The organism is Chryseobacterium sp. YIM B08800, from assembly GCF_026163565.1.
GTDB lineage: Bacteria > Bacteroidota > Bacteroidia > Flavobacteriales > Weeksellaceae > Chryseobacterium.
On sequence record NZ_JAPDKN010000029.1, the window covers coordinates 1 to 19,230 of the forward strand.

The 19,230-nt window shown below is 33.6% G+C and carries 18 protein-coding genes; 8 read left to right on the top strand and 10 right to left on the bottom strand.

Translation table 11 applies throughout. The features are described 5' to 3' along the window. Positions 1-254: 254 nt before the first annotated feature. The 8 genes from rplI to OEW74_RS12155 all read right to left on the bottom strand — a co-directional run bounded on the left by rplI (position 255) and on the right by OEW74_RS12155 (position 7,525). Positions 255-773, bottom strand: a complete 519-nt coding sequence (gene rplI / locus OEW74_RS12120) for a 50S ribosomal protein L9 (protein WP_102980226.1) — start codon at positions 771-773, stop codon at positions 255-257. A 164-nt stretch (positions 774-937) separates the two neighbouring features. Further along, on the bottom strand, positions 938-1,240 hold the full coding sequence (rpsR, locus tag OEW74_RS12125; RefSeq protein WP_074229140.1) for a 30S ribosomal protein S18: 303 nt from the start codon (positions 1,238-1,240) through the stop codon (positions 938-940). Between the two features lie 35 nt (positions 1,241-1,275). Further along, positions 1,276-1,617 (bottom strand): 30S ribosomal protein S6, encoded by a 342-nt coding sequence (rpsF, locus tag OEW74_RS12130; RefSeq protein WP_265428740.1) that lies wholly within the window; start codon positions 1,615-1,617, stop codon positions 1,276-1,278. Positions 1,618-1,758: 141 nt separating this feature from the next. After that, positions 1,759-3,087, bottom strand: coding sequence for a T9SS-dependent choice-of-anchor J family protein (locus OEW74_RS12135; protein ID WP_265428741.1), 1,329 nt, complete (start codon positions 3,085-3,087; stop codon positions 1,759-1,761). Positions 3,088-3,178: 91 nt separating this feature from the next. Beyond that, the gene (locus OEW74_RS12140) at positions 3,179-4,528 is read right to left on the bottom strand and encodes a chloride channel protein (protein WP_265428742.1); all 1,350 of its coding nucleotides are present in this window, start codon (positions 4,526-4,528) and stop codon (positions 3,179-3,181) included. A 41-nt stretch (positions 4,529-4,569) separates the two neighbouring features. Beyond that, the gene (locus OEW74_RS12145) at positions 4,570-5,199 is read right to left on the bottom strand and encodes a hypothetical protein (RefSeq protein ID WP_265428743.1); all 630 of its coding nucleotides are present in this window, start codon (positions 5,197-5,199) and stop codon (positions 4,570-4,572) included. Positions 5,200-5,323: 124 nt separating this feature from the next. Further along, entirely contained in the window at positions 5,324-6,634 is a 1,311-nt protein-coding gene (locus OEW74_RS12150; RefSeq protein WP_265428744.1) for a dihydrolipoamide acetyltransferase family protein, read from the bottom strand. Positions 6,635-6,697: 63 nt separating this feature from the next. After that, positions 6,698-7,525, bottom strand: coding sequence for an SAM hydrolase/SAM-dependent halogenase family protein (locus OEW74_RS12155; protein ID WP_265428745.1), 828 nt, complete (start codon positions 7,523-7,525; stop codon positions 6,698-6,700). Positions 7,526-7,651: 126 nt separating this feature from the next. Between OEW74_RS12155 and OEW74_RS12160 the strand changes: the two genes are divergently transcribed. From OEW74_RS12160 to OEW74_RS12195, 8 genes are all read left to right on the top strand, one after another. After that, entirely contained in the window at positions 7,652-8,608 is a 957-nt protein-coding gene (locus OEW74_RS12160; RefSeq protein ID WP_265428746.1) for a PhoH family protein, read from the top strand. Positions 8,609-8,708: 100 nt separating this feature from the next. Beyond that, a complete protein-coding gene (locus OEW74_RS12165) occupies positions 8,709-9,374 on the top strand; it encodes a porin family protein (RefSeq protein ID WP_265428747.1) in 666 nt (221 codons plus the stop codon). Positions 9,375-9,501: 127 nt separating this feature from the next. Then, the gene (locus OEW74_RS12170; protein WP_265428748.1) at positions 9,502-10,011 is read left to right on the top strand and encodes a hypothetical protein; all 510 of its coding nucleotides are present in this window, start codon (positions 9,502-9,504) and stop codon (positions 10,009-10,011) included. 205 nt (positions 10,012-10,216) lie between these two features. After that, the gene (locus OEW74_RS12175) at positions 10,217-10,873 is read left to right on the top strand and encodes an outer membrane protein (protein ID WP_265428749.1); all 657 of its coding nucleotides are present in this window, start codon (positions 10,217-10,219) and stop codon (positions 10,871-10,873) included. 161 nt (positions 10,874-11,034) lie between these two features. Then, positions 11,035-12,072 (top strand): ATP-binding protein, encoded by a 1,038-nt coding sequence (locus OEW74_RS12180; protein ID WP_265428750.1) that lies wholly within the window; start codon positions 11,035-11,037, stop codon positions 12,070-12,072. Continuing rightward, positions 12,065-12,745, top strand: coding sequence for a response regulator transcription factor (locus tag OEW74_RS12185; RefSeq protein WP_265428751.1), 681 nt, complete (start codon positions 12,065-12,067; stop codon positions 12,743-12,745). The genes OEW74_RS12180 and OEW74_RS12185 overlap by 8 nt, the downstream gene beginning before the upstream one ends. 146 nt (positions 12,746-12,891) lie before the next feature. Then, the gene (locus tag OEW74_RS12190; protein WP_265428752.1) at positions 12,892-14,841 is read left to right on the top strand and encodes a KUP/HAK/KT family potassium transporter; all 1,950 of its coding nucleotides are present in this window, start codon (positions 12,892-12,894) and stop codon (positions 14,839-14,841) included. A 135-nt stretch (positions 14,842-14,976) separates the two neighbouring features. Beyond that, a complete protein-coding gene (locus OEW74_RS12195) occupies positions 14,977-15,612 on the top strand; it encodes an OmpW family outer membrane protein (RefSeq protein WP_265428753.1) in 636 nt (211 codons plus the stop codon). A gap of 123 nt (positions 15,613-15,735) precedes the next feature. On the opposite strand, the gene ffh is transcribed toward OEW74_RS12195, so the two are convergent. Then, positions 15,736-17,097, bottom strand: coding sequence for a signal recognition particle protein (gene ffh / locus OEW74_RS12200; RefSeq protein ID WP_265428754.1), 1,362 nt, complete (start codon positions 17,095-17,097; stop codon positions 15,736-15,738). A 145-nt stretch (positions 17,098-17,242) separates the two neighbouring features. Further along, positions 17,243-19,069: a hypothetical protein gene (locus OEW74_RS12205; protein ID WP_265428755.1), complete on the bottom strand. Its 1,827-nt coding sequence runs from the start codon at positions 19,067-19,069 to the stop codon at positions 17,243-17,245. Between the last annotated feature and the right edge of the window lie 161 nt (positions 19,070-19,230).

Here is a 19,230-nt window from a genome sequence, read left to right on the forward strand (position 1 = left end):
TGAGGTTAAAGGTTACTTCGTCGCAACACTTCTCGTAATTACAAAAGTGGAATGAAAGACAAATTTCCTAGCCCCGATAAAAACGGTTACCCCGCAACAAGGAGTGGGGAAGTTTGAGGGTTTTTGGTGTTGGAGAGAGGGTGGCGTGAGGAGTATGAGTGGTTAGCGGGAAATAGCTTCTAAAAAAACACAATGACATAAAAAAACCACCTCAAACGAAGTGGTTTATATTTTTGAGAAAATCTCTTTAAGTCTTATGCTTCTTCAGTAGAAGGAGTTTCTTCAACTTTAGCTTTAGGAGCAGCTGGTTTTGGAGCTTCTACCGGAGCGTCTGATACGATGTCGAATTCAAAGTTGTATTCTACATTTCTGTGTAATCTTACGTTAGCAGTTACTTTACCAGTTCTCTTAATAGTGTTTCCTGGGATTTTGATATACTTCTTGTCAACAGAAACTCCAGCTTTAGCAAGAGCAGCAGAAAGATCTGCATTGTTGATAGATCCGAATAATTTATCACCAGAACCTACTTTTGCAGGAATAGTAATAGAAGTTTTCTTTAATTGATCTACTACAGCGTTTGCAGCAGCGATTAATTTAGCTTCTTCTTCTTTTCTAGCTTCCAAAGTAGCTTCAAGAGCTGCAATGTTTTTAGGAGTAGCTAAAAGTGCATAACCTTGAGGTAACAAGAAGTTTCTTGCATAACCTGGTTTTACGCTTACTGTGTCGAATTCAAGACCTAAGTTTTCTACGTCTTTTTTAAGAATAATGTTCATTGTTGTTGTCCGTTTTAGTTTTAGAGCCAAGAACAAAGAATCAAGAAGCAAGACTTTAAAATCTTTTATCTCTTATCTTTTATCTCTTATCTAAATCGTTAGAATTAATATTTATTCAGCAACAAAAGAAGAGATTGCTCTCTTCTTTTATTTATTTTTTTAGCTTATTTCAATAAGTCAGCTACGTAAGGCATCAAAGCTAAGTGTCTAGCTCTTTTGATAGCAGAAGAAACTTTTCTTTGGTATTTCAAAGAAGTTCCCGTGTATCTTCTTGGTAAAATTTTACCTTGCTCGTTTACGAATTGTAATAAGAAATCAGCATCTTTGTAATCAACGTGCTTAATTCCGAATTTTTTGAATCTACAGTACTTTTTATCAGTTTTAGTGTTGATATCAAGTGGTGTAAGGAATTTTACTTCAGATTCTCCTCCAGCTGAGGCTTGTTTAGCCATATCATCTATTGCCATGTCTTGTCTTTTTTAAATTTTGGGTTAATAAATAATTAAGCTCTTGAAGCTTTAAGTTTAGTTCTTCTAGTTACAGCGTACTCTACAGCGTGCTTGTCTAGTTTTGTAGTAAGGTAACGAATTACTCTTTCGTCACGTTTGAATGCCAATTCTAAATCAGCAACTACAGCACCTTCACCTTTAAACTCGATTAAAGTGTAGAATCCATTCTTTTTTAATTGAATTGGATAAGCTAATTTTTTTAATCCCCAATTTTCTTTAGTGACAATCTCACAGTTCTTTTCTTTCAAAAGATCTACATACTTGTTCACTGCTTCCTCCACCTGAGCTTCAGATAGAACGGGAGTTAAAATGAAAACAGTTTCGTAATTGTTCATAATGTTAAATGAATTTGTTAATTATTTCGAGGTGCAAAATTATGAAATCTATTTGTAATATACAATATGAAGCAGGTTTTTTATTAGAATTAAAAAAACCTGCAAAAAACAGGTCTTTAAATTCACTATTAAATAAATTGATTATTTCTTGATTATTTTTGCAGACTGTAAACCGGTTTCTGTTTCTGCAGTTATTACATAAGTTCCAGAACTTAGACTTGAAACATTAATTGCAGATTTGTTTGTGTCGATTACTTCTGTTAATACATTTTTCCCACTTAAGTCATATATTTTTACTGATTTTATTTTTGATGCTGAATCAATATTTAAAATATCAGAAACAGGATTAGGGTATATTTTTAGATTAGAATCTTTTTTAACCAACTCATTTACAGATAAAGAAGCTGCAACATTTACGGTGTAATCTTCTGCTTGTCCATAACTACCGTCTTCGCAAGGAAGCGTAAGATCGGTTGTTCCTTCTAGTTTTTTAATTCTCATTCTGGTATTACCAAGAAGGGCAGTTGCAGGAACTGCAATAGAATGTACCGCCTGAGCAGCATCAGTTCCTGTAGAATTTGTAATCGTTTGTGTTACAGTATATACTTCCCCAGGATCACTTAGGCTTCCATTTTGATTCCAGTCAATGAATACTGCAAAATTGTTTGTGTAATTTCCACCAGTATTACCTTTTAAAGTAATATCATAAGATTGTCCTCTGGCTACGTTGGCTGTTTGGGTAAGGAAATATTCATGACTATTTCCAACGTATGCAGTTGCACTACTTGTATTATTGATTCCTGCAAAATTTACTAAAGTAATTGGTTCGTCGCCATCGTCCCCGAAAAAATCTGCAAATACAAGTGGTCCACAATAAGAAGGTGGTGGGGCAACGTAAGTAAAATCTACTTTAATGTTATCTACCATCAACATAAACTTGTCATTACTATTATTAACGAAGGCAAATCTTACATTTTGACCAATATATGGAGTTAAGCTTACCGCTCTACTCGTCCAGTATTTGTTTTCGCCTGAGGTATTATAAAGCTCAATAGTAAAATCATTAACTGTATTTCCTCCATTTGGAGCAAGCATTACTTTGTAACCATCAGGATAATCTCCGTCCTGTGCTTTGGCGTCCCAATATAAAGTGGGTGAAGCCCCAGAAACAGGAATTGTGGGAGAAATGAGCCAATCATTTGATGTTCCTGCGGGAGTATACCAAGAGGTACTCATAGCTGCATAATTTCCAGCAGGTCCTCCAAAACTTCCGTTAGTTCCTTGTCTGTCTATACGATTCCATCCGTTGGTAATAAATGATACGGCAGAAGCAGGTGTTAATCCGTCAACATCTATTACAGTCCAAGCTGTGATTCCCTGACCGTTTCCGTCGAAATTCTCCTGAAATATCTGGCTGAAACCAAATACAGGAAGTCCTAAAAGTAGTACATTGAGTAAATGTTTTTTCATAATTATTTTTTTGAATTCTTTCCCAAGTTAAACAAAAAAATAATTACATTTCAATTATAAGTGATATGTGGTGTATGTTTTTAATTAAATTTTAATCTTTCCTAATTTCTGTTAAAAAATTCATTTTCAATACATCATATAAAGAATGTCTGCTTACTAAAATTGAAAATAATGAAGAAACCATTCCTGCCAACATCAAATGAAATATTAAAGAATGTCGGTCTGTCATTTCCAAAACAATAATTGCTGATGTAAATGGAGCTCTTGTTATTCCGGTAAGAAAGGCAACCATTCCTGCGAGAATGACAACGTTGGTTTCGTTGGGAGTTAAATGAATAATACCCGAAATTACAGAACCAATACTCGCACCTGCTGTTAAAGCCGGAGCAAAAATTCCACCTGCACCACCGGAAGTGAAAGATAAGGCAGGACCAAGCATTCTTAATATCGGAATATACCAATCTTCATGTTTATCTGGAGTGAAAAGAACCCGTTCCATAATTTCCTTTCCGGAGCCTAAAACCTCACGGCTTATAAAAAATGAAATGAAAGCAATGACTAAAGCACATCCTACAAGAAATAATACATTCGATTTATCAGTTTTAAGTTTTCTTTTTTTCCAGTTATTAATTTTAAGCATGGTTACTGAAAGCTGACTCGCAAGAATTCCTGCAATTCCGCCAACTAAAATAATTGGGAACATCACCATTAATGAAACATCATTCGTCTTGGGATAGCCTAAATATAAATAAGAACCTGCCAAAGTTTGTGCAGTTAAACCTGCAATAATAACAGCGGTGAAAAGCGCTGTTTTAAAGTAATTGATATGGGTTTTTGAAAGTTCTTCAACGGCAAATACAATTCCGCCAAGAGGGGTATTAAAAGCAGCTGCAAGTCCGGCTGCAGCTCCGGTCATAATCATGTTTTTCTTCGAAATTTTCGGCCACCATTCAGGAAGATATTCATTGACTTTTCGAAAAATTGAACCTGCAATCTGAATTGTTGGGCCTTCTCGTCCAACTGCTCCGCCGCCGATAACTAAAACTACTGATGAAATAATTTTAAATACAATAATTTTAATACTTAAAAGACTTCTTATTTTTCTATGTTCTTTAGGATTTGCCAATTCTACAGCAGCCATTACCTGTGGAATTCCACTTCCTTTGGCGTTGGGTGCAAATTCTTTTACCAACCACCAAGATAATACAAATCCAATGGGTGCGATAATAAAAATCATCCAATCGTGCCAATCTAAAATGAAATGGAGCAGATTTTCACTCCACGCAAATATTTTAGCATACATAACAGCAAAAAAACCTGTAATCACCGAACCTATCCAAAAAGGTATTGCCTGAAGCAAATTATGTTTCAGTTGTTCATTTCGGATGTTGTCGAAAGATTTTTTGAGACTTCTTCGAAGGCGATTGAAAATTTTCAACATTGGTAATTTTGATATGTAAATTTAGGTTAAAACTGCGAAATTTATATTTCTTTTAAAAACTTAGAGACCATTAAAGCATTATTGATGGAAAGTTCTTTTGTTAGCCCGAAACTTAAAATATTTCTTTTAACTTCAAGTTTAAAATCTTCATCAGGAAAAGATCTTATTATTTCTCTTCTCTCTGAATTTAAAAAAGCTGTAGTTTTAAACTGATTACTTCCTAAAATATAAAAATCTTTGAAATTACGGTCTTTAAAATTGATATTGAAGCTATTGAAAATTCCTGCAATTTTGTCTGTCCATTTCTTTTTATTGATGGAAATAAACCCAAAATCTTCATCCAGTCTTTTCAGACCCCAAATTTGTAATGTTTCGAGTTGAGGAGGTAAGTAGCCACCTCTTATTGTTTTTTCAATTTTAGTGACAATGAAGAGATAAAATGAATTCTCTTTATTTTTATCTGTTATAAAGTAACAAATTTTCGGTGTAAATAATGAATATGGATTTTTTCCTTCCAGATTGAATTGATTATAATTTGAATCTTCAATATTGATTACTGAAATATTATATATTTTAAAAATCTCGTCGTATACATCAGTAATTAATTGTTCTTCTTCTTTTGAAAAATCAAAGAGTTTGGTAGAATTTAATTTTCTTAAATCAAGATCCATTTGTGAAATTGTTTGTTTTAAAGATAAAATTATTTACTTTATAAATCAAAAAAACCTCCGAAAAAATTCGAAGGTTTTATATTTTGAAATCGGCAATAATTGCTCATTACCAATTATTCATTACTTATATTTCTGTGTTAAGATCCCAGTTTTCAAGATAATCGTGAACATGTTTCAACATCATTCCACCAAGAGAACCGTCTACCACTCTGTGATCGTAAGAGTGAGACATGAACATCAACTGACGGATTGCGATTACATCACCATCTTTAGTTTCAAGAACTGCAGGTTTTTTAACGATAGCTCCAATTGCCATAATAGCAACTTGAGGTTGAGGAATAATAGGTGTTCCCATTAAGTTTCCAAAGCTTCCTACGTTAGAAATCGTGTAAGTAGCACCTTGAGTATCTTCTGGTCTTAATTTTTTGTTTCTTGCTCTGTAAGCTAAGTCGTTAATTGCTTTTGCTAAACCTGAAAGCGATAACTGATCAGCATTTTTAATTACAGGAACAATAAGGTTTCCGTCTGGTAAAGCTGTTGCCATACCGATGTTGATATTTTTCTTCTTGATTATATTGTCACCATTGATAGAAACATTGATCATTGGGAAATCCTGAATCGCTTTTACAATTGCTTTTACGAAAATCGGCATGAAAGTAAGCTTTTCACCTTCACGTTTTTCGAACATATCTTTGTTTTTAGCTCTCCATTTTACAACGTTGGTTACATCTGTTTCGATGAAAGAGGTTACGTGTGGAGCAATTTGTTTTGCTTTCACCATGTTTTCAGCGATGATTTTTCTCATTCTGTCCATCGGAATGATTTCATCACCTGCAGAAGTAGAAATAGTTGTTGCCGGAGTTGATACCGCTTTTACCGCAGGAGTAGAAGCCACCTGAGTTGTTGCAGCTTGTTGCTGAACTGCGTTTCCTCTATTAGCAACATGTGCTAAAATATCTTCTTTTGTAATTCTTCCTTCCAAACCGCTTCCTTTGATGGTTTTCAGTTCAGATTCAGAAATGTTTTCCTGTTGTGCGATAGATTTTACAAGAGGTGATAAATAAAGATCTCCTGAAAATTCTACGTGAGAAGTTGCTGTTGCGTTTAAAGGCTCTTCAATTGCTTTAATTGTTGCTGCATCCGGAGCTGAAGTTTCAGTTTTTACTTCTTCAGAAGCTGTGTTTCCGCCTTCTCCTTCGATTTCTAAAATAGCGATGGCTTCACCTACTTTTGCAACTTCGTCTTTCTGTTTAAGGATTTTTACAATTTTCCCCGAAACTGGTGTCGGAACGTCTGAATCTACCTTATCTGTTGCAATTTCCACTACTGAATCATCCTCCTTTACTTGGTCGCCTTCATTGAATAACCAAGTGATAACTGTAGCTTCCATCACGCCTTCACCCATAGAAGGAAGCAATAATTTGTATTCTGCCATTTTTAAATTTTAGATTTTGACAAATATATAAAAAAAATCGGTTTTTTTATGAAATAGATAATTTTAGAAAAATTGTATGTAAATATTTTCTCCCACATTCAGTCCGAAAAGTGTTTTTGCACCGTTTTTTTTGCTGCCTTTGTAGATGGTTAATTCAAGCTGGTCGCTGTCATTAAAGATAGCTGCAGATTGCCCGTGATACTCGGTTTCTCTTTCCCAGTCTACCACCAATTCTGTATGGCTTGAATATATTTTTGAAAGACTTAAGTTCCTGAATTTGATGGTGAAACTTTCAAAACCTTTCGCTAAAGTTTCAAAAAAATCTTTATTAATATTTGATATTATATTTCCGAAATTATCAATGTACATTACTTCGCCAATGATCATTTTTTCAGGCTCATTATAAACCGGTTTTGGGAATAAAAGCTGTTTTGCAGATTCTATCTTTCTGCCAATTACTTCGGGCAGTCCGCCATTGGCCAAATGTACGGCGACAGGTACAAAAACATCGGTAGAAGTAAAGTTTACTATATCGTCAAACCTGTTGTTGAGCGTAATTTCGTAAATGGCTTCAGGTTTTATGTCAAAAAAGACCAAACTTAGAAGTCCGTTATCTGCGGCTAAAAAATAATGTCCGTCTGCTTTGTATAAAATATTTTTTCTTGATTTATGAAAAAAACTGTCAACAGAAAGAATGTGAATGGTTCCGGTTGGGAAATATTTATAGGCGTTTCTTACAATATATGATGTTTGAATCAAGTTATATGACTGAATATCATGGGTAATATCAATCGTATTTACCTCAGGATTTAAAGACAGGATTTTACCTTTCATAGCCGAAACTCTGTAATCTAAACGTCCGAAATCTGATGTAAGGGTAATAATTGACATGAATAAAAGGGATAGAATTGCAAATTTATCTAAAATAAAAAGAAAGAAACGGCTATTGTGGATAAGAATTTAATTTAAAATTGAAAAAAAACGTTTAAATTTAAATTCTAATCTAAAAATATTTGCATGTTTGAATTAACGTATGATTTAGAAGGTATTGATTCAAAAAACTTCTATGGAGTTAATAACCAATATTTCAATTTAATAAAATCAAGCTTCCCGACACTTAAAATTACGGGTCGTGATCATTTTATCTTTGCGATGGGAAATCAGGAAGCTTTAGATATATTTAAACAAAAGCTTGACGACATTGTGTCGTTTATTTCCAAAAATAATTCTATCGGACTGAAAGATATCGAAAACTTTCTCAATCTTAAGGATGAGAATGAGAAACATTTGGTTTTTGACCAAGACATTATCGTAAAAGGCGTTAACGGAAAAATTATTAAAGCTAAAACAACTAACCTTAAAAAACTCGTCAAAGAAACTGAGAAAAAAGACATGGTTTTTACAATTGGTCCGGCCGGGACGGGAAAAACCTACACCAGTGTTGCTTTAGCAGCGAGAGCTTTAAGGGATAAAGAAGTTAAAAGAATTATTTTGACAAGACCTGCAGTAGAAGCCGGAGAAAGTCTTGGTTTCTTGCCGGGAGATTTGAAGGAAAAGCTTGATCCTTACTTACAGCCTTTGTATGATGCACTTCGCGACATGATTCCTCATGAAAAACTGGAAGGTTTTATGGAGAAAAAAGTAATCGAGGTGGCACCTTTGGCTTTTATGAGAGGACGAACTTTGGATGATGCTTTTGTGATTTTGGATGAAGCTCAAAATACAACCCATGCTCAAATGAAAATGTTTTTAACGAGAATGGGGATGAATGCTAAATTTATTATCACAGGAGACCCAACGCAAATCGATTTACCCCCTAAACAGCATTCCGGTTTGAAAGAAGCGATGCGAATTTTGAAGGATGTAAAAGAAATTGGTTTTGTATATCTAACGGAAGAAGATGTGGTACGTCATCCTGTGGTGAAAAAAATTATCTTGGCTTACAACGAAGAAGATAAGAGAACAAGGGAATAGAGTAGTTTTTTATGTTTTTTCAGAAATTTTAAAAAATATTTTGTGATTCCATTAAAAGTGATATATTTGGGATCTTAAAATTTGTTAAAAAATTCAAACTATGAAAAAATTATTACTTATTGCTTCTGTTGCTGTAATGGGAGTTGCTGTTAAAGCACAAGAATTTCGATTTGGACCTAAAGCAGGTTTCGCAATGTCAACGCTTAAAATTGATGAAAAGCAAGACGATTTAGGTAAAAGAAATATGGATCCTAAATATACTTTCTATATAGGAGGTATGGCAGAATACAAAATCAATGATAATTTTGGTTTTCAGGCGGAAGTTTTATACTCACCACTTGGAGGGAAAGAAAAAATTGACGGAATAAATGCAGGAGTTGTTTTTGTGGGTGAACAAACTAAGGTTAATTTGGGGACTCTTTTAGTACCAGTTTCTGCGAAGTATTTTATTACAGAAAGCTTTTCAGTTGCTGCGGGTGCTAACTTTGGAGTTATTCTTACAGCGAAGCAAAAAACGGTAATTGGTTCTGATTTTATTAGCTTAGACGTAGAAGAAGAAGGTTCAGGTGAAATGGATATTAAAAAAGACCTCAAAACACTCAACATTGCTCCGTTTGTAGGTGTTGAATATATGTTGGAAAACGGACTTTTCTTTGATGCAAGATACAGTTTAGGAGTATCTAATCTATCTAATGATGGAAGTGGAGGGAAAGTTACCAACAGTTTCGCACAAATCGGTGTAGGTTTCAAATTTGGAGGGAACTAAGAAAATATTTACAATTCTATTATAAAGCAAGGCAATTATTTGTCTTGCTTTTTTATTTAAATAAAATCCTGCGGCATTATGTTTGCTGTAAAGCATCATTGAGTTAATAAACATTTAAAATTTTAAAATGAAAAAATTACTATTACTAGGTGCATTTGCATTGTTTGGAGGGGCTTTACAAGCTCAACAGGGTTTTAAACTTGGGGCTCATATTGGTGCACCTGTTGGTGATGCAGCAGATTTTGCTTCAGTTACATTAGGCGTAGATGCTGCATATATGTGGAATGTTACAAAAGGTTTAGATGTGGGGATTGCAACAGGATATTCACATTTCTTTGGTAAAGATCGTTGGGAAGATTTCGGATTTATTCCTTTGGCGGCATCAGGAAAATATAAATTTAATGGTCTTCCTCTTTTTGTAGGTCTTGATTTGGGAGGTGCAATTTCTACTAAAGACGGTATTGATAGTGGTTTGTATGTATATCCTAAAGTAGGATTTCAGTTACCTAAAGCAGAACTATATTTAGGATACCAAAATATTGGAAGTGAAAGAGGAGATTGGGACAGAGATAGAGACAGAAGAATTGATTCTAATTTTGGTGCAATCAATTTAGGAGTTAATTTCTTTTTAAAATAAATTCTTAAGCAATGATATTGAACTCTGATTGAAAAATCAGAGTTTTTTTATGTTAATTTTTGAAAAAAATAACATTTATATCTCTTATATGCGATTTCTACTTGATAAAACCTAATATTAATGGTTGATATTAATCACATTAAGAAATTTTAATATTGAAAATTACCCTTATACATTTGCATCAAGAAAGTATAAAATTATTCAAATGAAAAAATTATTAATTGCAAGTGCTGTTGCACTTTTCGGATTATCAAACGCTCAGATTGCTAAAGGAACTGTTTATTTATCTGGATCTGTTGGTTATTCTCAACAAGAAACTAACAACGGTAATTTAAAAGAAGAAAACTTTAATGTTCTTCCAAGAGCTGGTTTCTTTGTAGCACCAAACTTAGCAGTAGGTTTAGGTTTAGGATACCAAACTTCAACAGATACTGAAATTACTACATCTAATATTGGTGGAGCAAGTGTTGTTAGCACAGATAAATTCAAAACTCCTGCATTCGTAGTAGAGCCTTTCGTAAGAAAATACTGGACTTTAGGAGATAAACTGTATTTCTTCGGTCAATTAGCAGTACCAATGCAATTTGGAAAAGCAGAAGTTGAAAATACAACTGTAGCTACATTTGGTGGTACAACTGAAACAACTACTACTTCTACTGAGGCTAAATACACTTCTGTTGGAGTTACTGTAAAACCAGGTTTAGATTATTTCTTAAACAAAAACTGGACTATTGAAGCTACAATCGGTGAATTCGGTTACAACAACTTCAAACCAAAAGAAGGTGATGCTACAAACAACTACAACTTCGGTTTAAACTTATCTTCAGTTACAATCGGTGTTAAATATGTTTTTGCTAAATAATTAGTAAACATTAATTAATATAAATCCTGAGATTTTTTTCTCAGGATTTTTTTATTCCCTAAATTATAGATCAATCTTATACTTAATTGATTATTTTTGATAGTTAGTTTTATTAATAAAAATTGAAAACCTCCGCTCCCATACAATATCGGCAATATATTTTGAGTACAGTCTCCATTCTTTTGGTTTCTGTATTGTGTTTTACAGTAAGAGATAACATCAATTACAAAGCGACCGCACTTATTTTGTTGTTTACAGTTTCAATAATTGCCATGCTTTTTGATATTCTTCCGGTGCTTTTATCGGCTTTTTTAAGTGCGGTAATCTGGAATTTTTTTTTCATTTCGCCACAATTTACTTTAGACATAAGCGATACTGAGGATCTTTTGATGTTTCTTTCTTATTTTGTAATTGCTTTATTAAACGCCGTTTTAACCTTTAAAATAAGACAAGCCGAGCGAAAAGCCAGAGACAAAGAAGAAAAAGAGCAGACCATTAAATTGTACAATACACTTTTAAACTCTCTTTCTCACGAATTGCGAACTCCAATTGCAACAATCTTGGGAACAGTAGATATTTTAAAAGAAGCCTGTCATAACCATAAATTAAATTTTTCGCAGCAGATGGATCTTCTGAACGATATCGATATTGCAACGGTACGTCTTAACAGGCAGGTGAAAAATATTCTGAATCTAAACCGAATTGAAAGCGGAATTCTAAAGCCTAAAGCAGACTGGTGCGATATCAACGAATTAATAAATTCTATACTACAGAAAATAAAAATTACCGAAGGACATGAAATCTATTTTACAAGCAATGAAAACCTACCTCTTTTTAAGCTTGATATTGGTTTTACAGAGCAAATTTTATTGAATATCATTCATAATGCTGTACAGTATACCCCAAAAAATTCTATCATTAAAATAGATGTTAATTACGAATCAAAAAGCTGTAAAATTGTGATTTTAGATAACGGAAATGGTATTCCTGAAAGTGAGCATGTTTTAATTTTTGATAAATTTAAAAGGCTTCCAGACAGTAAAACCAGAGGAACAGGATTAGGATTATCTATTGTAAAAGGATTTGCAGAAGCACAAGGAGGAACAGTAACTTTAGAAAATAATATCCCGCACGGAAGTATTTTTACCATACAAATACCTGCGGAAACATCTTATATAAATCATCTTAAAAATGAGTAAGCACGAAATTTTGGTAGTAGATGATGAGGCTCAGATCAGAAAGCTTCTCCAGATTACCTTAGAAAACAGCGATTATAAGGTTCGTTTAGCAACTACAGGAAAAGAAGGGCAGGTTTTGGCAGCAAATTATTTGCCGGAACTTATTATCTTAGACTTAGGTTTACCTGATATAAGTGGTCATTTGGTGCTAAAAGAACTTCGAGAATGGTACAATAAAGCTATTATTATACTTTCGGCGATAGATGATGAAGAAGATATTGTTTCAGCACTCGATAATGGTGCTACAGATTATCTTACAAAACCTTTTCGTACGGCAGAGTTAATGGCAAGAATTCGAGGCGCAATAAGAAGAAACAATTCGGAGAATGATGCAGTTCAAATTAAATCGGGTGACTTAGAAATTGATATTCTTTCGAGAACCGCTAAAAAAAACAATGAGATTTTAAAACTTACATCCACTGAGTTTAATCTGCTTTCGCTTTTTGCCAGAAACGAAGGAAGAGTTTTGACGCATCAGTTTATTTTAAAAGAAATCTGGGGAGTAGGTTCGCAGACCGAAACTCAATATTTACGGGTTTTTGTAGGAACTTTACGCAAGAAAATAGAAGATAACCCCAATCTACCTAAATATATTATTACTGAAAGTGGAGTAGGATACAGGTTTGGAGAATAACTTTTTATCCTGAACATATTTTTTGATACAGAAAAATAAGCTTCAATCCCTATCTTTATAAAATCTTTATACATCCTGACCAAAAGTTTATATTTTACCAATACCTTTTACAATAATTTTGTGTTTTTAAGTTAAAACATAAAATTTTGAAAAATAATATTCAAAGCAAAGTTACTGTTGCAACGCTTGTGGTTGCTTTAGGAATTATTTATGGGGACATCGGCACAAGTCCGCTTTATACATTTAAAGCCATTATTGGAGAAAGACAGATAAGTGAAGTGTTGGTTTTGGGAGGTGTTTCCTGCGTATTCTGGACGCTTGTTCTACAAACCACGGTAAAATATGTCTGGCTAACTTTAAAAGCCGATAACCAGGGAGAAGGCGGTATTTTTTCTTTATACTCTTTGGTGAGAAGGTATGGTAAAAAAATAGCTATTCCCACAATGCTTGGTGCTGCAGCACTTTTGGCAGACGGAATTATTACACCCGCCGTTTCGGTAACTTCGGCAATCGAAGGTTTAGAAATGATCGACGGAGTGAAACACGTTCCTGTAGTTCCTATTGTTATTGCTGTTATTTCTCTTGTTTTCTTCTTACAGCGTTTTGGTACGCAGAAAGTAGGAAGAGCTTTTGGACCTGTAATGACGGTTTGGTTCTGCCTTTTATTCGCACTTGGAATAGGGCAAATTATTCATTATCCTGCAGTTGTAAGAGCATTGAATCCTTATTATGCTTATGAACTTCTTTATCTTTATCCGCACGGTTTCTGGCTTTTGGGAGCAGTATTTTTATGTACAACAGGAGCCGAGGCTTTGTACTCAGATTTGGGGCATTGCGGAAGAGAAAATATCAGAATTACCTGGGGCTTTGTTAAAGTTTGTTTAATTGTCAATTATTTGGGGCAGGCTGCGTGGCTTCTTCATCAAGGGAATCCTATGTTGGAAGGTAGAAATCCGTTTTTTGAAATAATGCCTTCGTGGTTTTTATTACCGGGAATTATCATTGCAACTTTAGCGGCAATTGTAGCTTCACAAGCTTTAATTAGTGGTTCTTTTACTTTAATTAATGAGGCAATCCACTTAAATTTCTGGCAAAGAGTTGCGATAAAGCAGCCCACGGAAACCAAAGGTCAAATTTATATTCCAAGTGTGAATAATATTTTGTGGGCAGGTTGTGTTCTTGTTGTATTATATTTCCAAACTTCTTCCAGAATGGAAGCAGCTTATGGCTTGGCGATTACTATAGCCATGATGATGACTACATTTTTGCTTTCATTCTTCTTGCTTTATAAACTAAAATGGAACAAAATATTTGTTTTTTCTTTACTTTTAATTTTTACCATTATTGAGATTTCATTCTTTATTGCCAATTTGGTGAAATTCCATGATGGAGGTTATATCACGGTTTTCGTAGGCGGATTGTTCTTTGCAGTAATGTACATCAGTTATTTTGGTAGAAAAATTAATAACAGATATACAAAGTTTACAGATTTGGGGAAATTTGCCAATAAAATTGTGGAGCTGAGCAGCGATACCGATATCCCGAAATACACTACCCATCTTATTTACCTTACAAAAGCCGACAGAAGAGATCAGATTGAAACAAAAATTATTAAATCTATCTTTGATAAAAAACCTAAAAGAGCTGATGTTTATTGGTTTTTCCATATCAATAGAACCAATCATCCTTATACCTTAGATTATGAAGTTTCGGAATTGGTAGACGATAAAGTAATCAAAATAGTACTGAACATAGGGTTTAGAATTCAGCCCAGAACAGAGCTTTTTTTCGAGAAAATTATTGATGATCTTATTGCCAATAAAGAACTCAATCTTCACCTGAAAAACAACGGAAGTACAAAATACAATCCTACCATCGATTTTAAGTTTATTTTGATGGAAAAATATCTTTCAGTGGAAAATGAATTTGCTTTAAAAGAGGGTATTATTCTTAATTCTTATTTCTTCCTGAAAAGATTTGCGCAAAAAGATCAAGATGCTTTCGGTTTAGATCAGAATGATGTTTTGGTAGAGCATATCCCATTAATTTATCAACCCGTAAAGGTGGTTAATTTAGAGAGAAATCGTCGTTGCTAAAACTTCGAAAAATAGTATTATAAACTTTAGATAGATTTTATTTTTTCTAAATAATAATCAATCAAAAACAGTAAAAACCCTGAGCGAATTTCAGGGCTTTTTTTATATTTTTGCCGATTCAAATATCAATAAACTATGAAAAAATTATTACTAGTTGGTGCAATTGCACTTTGTGGATTATCAAACGCACAAATGTCTAAAGGTGACTGGGTAATCAGCGGAAACACAGGGATGGGTTTTAATAATGTAAATACCACTTTCAAAGCTGAAGGAGAGTCTGAAGACGGACCTAAAGTAAGTACGTTTTCTGTAACGCCATCTGTAGGTTATTTTGTTATCGATAAATTAGCTGTAGGAATCGATCTTGGTTTCACAACAATGACTACAAAATATGACGGTGAAAAATCTACTACTACAAATTTTGCTGTAATGCCTACTGCAACGTATTATTTTGCAAACGATTCTAAATTTGTTCCTTTCTTGGGAGCAGGAGTAGGATATGCATCAGTAAAAAACAAAGCTTCTGTAGACATTATGGGAGTAACAACCTCAGACGAAATGACTACTGATGGTTTAGCATGGAAAGTAAAAGGAGGTATTACTTATATGGCAACTCAGTCTTTAGGTATTAACTTGGGAGTTTCTTACGATCAGTTTTCAAACAAGGAAACTTATTTTGGTACAGACGTTAAAACCAACGTTAAAACTTTTGGAGCAAACATCGGTTTCTCTTATTTTATTAAATCTAAACCTCAAAAATCTGATAAATAATCATTTATCAATTTGATTTAATATAATCCGATTCAAAAATTTGAGTCGGATTTTTTTATAAAAACAGGCACAAAAAAACTCCCAGAAATTCTGAGAGTTTGTATATTTTAAAAAATCTGTCGATTATTTTCCAAACATTCCGCCCATTCCCGGCATATTTGGCATTTTGCTCATCATCTGCATCATTTGTTTTCCTTGAGGACCCTGCATCATCTTCATCATTTTCCCCATTTGGTCAAACTGTTTCATTAAAGCATTTACATCTTCAATTTTTCTTCCTGCACCTTTCGCAATTCTGTTTTTTCTCTGAGTATTGATGATAGAAGGTCTTCTTCTCTCATCCGGAGTCATAGAATGAATAATCGCTTCAATATGTTTGAATGCATCATCACTGATTTCAACGTCTTTAATGGCTTTTCCAACTCCCGGGATCATTCCCATCAAGTCTTTCATATTACCCATTTTTTTGATCTGATTGATTTGCTTTAAGAAATCATCAAAACCAAATTCGTTTTTAGCGATTTTTTTGTGAAGTTTTTTTGCTTCCTCTTCATCAAATTGCTCCTGAGCTCTTTCTACTAAGGAAACAACGTCTCCCATTCCTAAGATTCTGTCGGCCATCCTTTCCGGGTAGAAAAGATCTAAAGCTTCCATTTTCTCACCTGTAGAAATAAATTTGATTGGCTTTTCAACTACCGAACGAATCGTTAAAGCAGCTCCACCACGAGTATCACCGTCTAATTTAGTTAAAACAACTCCGTCAAAATTTAAAGTATCGTTGAAGGCTTTTGCAGTATTCACCGCATCCTGACCTGTCATTGAATCTACTACGAAAAGAGTTTCGTTAGGCTGAATCGTAGAATGAACGGTTTTGATTTCCTTCATCATCTGCTCATCAATCGCAAGACGACCTGCAGTATCGACGATTACAACATCATGACCGTTAGATTTAGCAAAATTAATTGCGTTTTGAGAGATTACTGAAGGATCCATATTTCCTTCTTCAGTATAAACAGGAACTCCTGTTTGTCCACCCAAAACCTTCAGCTGATCGATTGCAGCAGGACGATAAACGTCACATGCGACCAATAAAGGCTTTTTATTTCTTTTAGTTTTTAAATAATTAGCAAGTTTTCCGGAAAAAGTAGTTTTACCCGAACCTTGAAGACCGGCAATCAAAATTACAGACGGTTTCCCTGAAAGGTTGATTCCTTCCTGAGAACCCCCCATCAAGTCTACCAACTCATCGTGAACAATTTTCGTCATCAATTGTCCCGGAGTAAGCGAAGTCAAAACGTTTTGTCCTAAAGCTTTATCCTGAACTCTTTTGGTAAGATCTTTAGCAACTTTATAGTTAACATCGGCATCTACCAATGCTCTACGAATTTCTTTTACGGTCTCCGCAACGTTAATCTCGGTGATTTTTCCACGTCCGGAAATATTATGAAGGGCTTTGTCTAATTTATCCTGTAAACTATTAAACATACTGTTTCTATATTAATGGTTTGCAAAAATAACAATTTTATATCTAAAAACCTTGATATGATTGATATTTAAAAAATAGTGAAGGGGAGAGTATTAAAAAATAAGCCTTCGTAAGGTTCAAATTTTAAAAATAATGCTGAAGAAATTAATAATAAATTTCATTTTTAACATTGGGGAATTTAAAAGCAGAATCGCCGGGAGTCACGTTATCCATTTTTGGAGGTGCAATTTTTTTATTTATTTTTTGAGATTGAATTACTTTTTTTTCTCCGTTTTCGCAGTTTTCAACAGTTTTCTGATAGGTAGCGTCACCTGTACTGATGTTGTAATCAAATTTTACCCAATAATCGCACGGCGCCCCAAAATTTGCCGATGCGCCAATAAGACACCAATCACCGTTCTGAAAACGATAACGATGCGTATATTCCCATTTATCTCTGCTTCCTCCAAAATGATCGATGACAATGCTTTTCTTAGCAATAGAAATTCCGCTGAAAGGATTTCCCATCATTCCACCGCTTTGTGAAGAAAGTATTGGAGAAGAAGTTTGGTGGATGATTTTCCATTTTTCATTTTGTTTTTTATAAATAGCGAGTATTTGCTCAGCATCTTCACGATCTATGTTTGGCATTTCGTAAACTGCAACAGCTTCTTCATTTTCATCTTCATCTAAATTTCCGTAGGCAATTTCTTTTAGTTCCCAATATTTTGGAGTAAAGTTTTTAATCTCTTCAGATTCTTTTACTGTAATTTCTTCATCATAAGAATTGGTTTCAATAGCACGTTTTTTCTCATTCAAATAAGAATCGTTTTCTTTAGCGATTTTTGAAAGGTTTTGTCTTATTTCATTAATGATTTCCGGCATTTTAGGAAGTTCATCACTCTTTTGTTGACTGTCTTTTGTGTAGTATTCAATTTCTCGAGTTTCAACAGTCGTCAATTTTTTCTTTCCAATAATTCCATTATTTGCTTCGCTGTAAAATCTTTTTTTAACGATCCAGTTTCCTTCTTTATCGTATTGATATTCGAATTCTTCGATACTGCCAACTGAGCCATCGTAATATTTGGTCTGGTCAAAAGTAATATTACCATGTTGGTCAAATTTTTTGTAATTTTTTGATGCGATTTCTGTTCCCAAAAGATGGTAATGGGACTCTATCGTTTCTGTATAATCATTATTATATGTAAATTCTGTTTTGTTTTCTAATCCTTTTTGATTGTACCAAATTTCTGAGATAAGGTTTCCTTTTTTATCATATTTAAAATAAACTTTTCTGCCTTCTACAACGTAATCTTCAATTTCATAAACTTTATAAATGTCATTCAATAAAGATAACTTTTGAACTTTAGACTGATAAAGCGGACTGATTTTGACTAAATTTTTCTGATTGAAAATATAGATTTTATCAGGATCTGAAAGACTATCTGAACCAATCTGAGAAGCGATTATTTTTTTCTGGCTTGCAGAATCTTCTACTTTATATTTTGTGTAATTGCTTAAAGATATTTTGTCTTCATTTTTTTCTAAATTGATTTCTTCAGAAATGATTTGATTTTGATCATAAAAATACCAACTTGAATATTGTGATTTTCCGTATTCTCTATCGTATTGGCTTTCTTTTAAAACTAAATTCCCAGAAGATTCATTATAATAATATTTTGAAGTTGAAACGCCGCTTACTGAAACTTCTTTTCGAAAACTTCTTCTGCCATCTTTCCTATAAATAATATGATTTGTTAAGTGCAAAGTTTTTCCTTCAAATACCTTGTCGTCTTTTGATTTTTTTTGGTTGCTGTCGGAAGTGTAGCTTTTTACAGAAAATACATTTCCCTTCAATAAATTTTTATCTTCAGAAGATTCTGAAAATGCTCCGATGTCGAGGTTTTCATTGATTTGTTTGCTGGGAATGTTTTGTTGAGAACACATTGTAGCGCTTACTAAAAATAAAGCTAACTGTAAAAATATTTTCATCACGATAGAATAGGGGTTTCTTTCTCAAAGATAAAGCAAATCTCGGTCAATTTTAAATTTTAATTTATTGATAAGTTTTTTATAATAATAAAGAAAAGTGATTGAAAGACGTAGCTAATGAAGAGCTTTTTTGATTTATTATTTTAGGCTATATTAAAATA